Source organism: Streptococcus mitis, from assembly GCF_002096835.1.
Lineage (GTDB): Bacteria > Bacillota > Bacilli > Lactobacillales > Streptococcaceae > Streptococcus > Streptococcus mitis_W.
Map to the genome: position 1 here is coordinate 1 of NZ_NCVG01000004.1, position 701 is coordinate 701.

Consider the following 701-nt stretch of genomic DNA (forward strand, 5'->3'; position numbering starts at 1 on the left):
ACTACAGTTGAACCTGGGTTGACTGCTTTAACCTTATCTTCGATGGCTTTCTTCTCAGCGTCTGTAAGTTTGTCTGGGTTAGCTACTACAGTTTTATCCGCTGGTTTAACGATGTCATCACCTGCATTTGGTTTAGCTGCATCTGCTGCTGACTTAGTTAAGTCTGACGCTGGAATTACCGCTGTCTCACCTTCCGGAGTTGTAACTGTCGCATTGCCTTTATCGTCTACTACTACAATTGAACCTGGGTTGACTGCTTTAACCTTATCTTCGATCGCTTTCTTCTCAGCATCTGTAAGTTTGTCTGGGTTAGCTACTACAGTTTTGTCCGCTGGTTTAACGATGTCATCGCCTGCGTTTGGTTTAGCTGCGTCTGCTGCTGACTTAGTCAAGTCTGACGCTGGGATAACCGCTGTCTTACCTTCCGGAGTTGTAACTGTCGCGTTTCCTTTATCGTCCACTACTACAGTGGAACCTGGGTTGACTGCTTTAACCTTATCTTCGATCGCTTTCTTCTCAGCGTCTGTAAGTTTGTCTGGGTTAGCTACTACAGTTTTGTCCGCTGGTTTAACGATGTCATTACCTGCGTTTGGTTTAGCTGCGTCTGCTGCTGACTTAGTCAAGTCTGACGCTGGGATAACCGCTGTCTTACCTGCTGGAGTTGTAACTGTCGCGTTTCCTTTATCGTCCACTACTACAGT

The 701-nt window shown here is 46.2% G+C and carries 1 protein-coding gene; it reads right to left on the minus strand.

Annotated features, from left to right (window positions below; translation table 11 throughout):
- Nucleotides 1-701 (minus strand): MiiA motif-containing surface protein (locus B7699_RS00040; protein ID WP_474104081.1); only part of this gene is annotated, 701 nt, incomplete at both ends.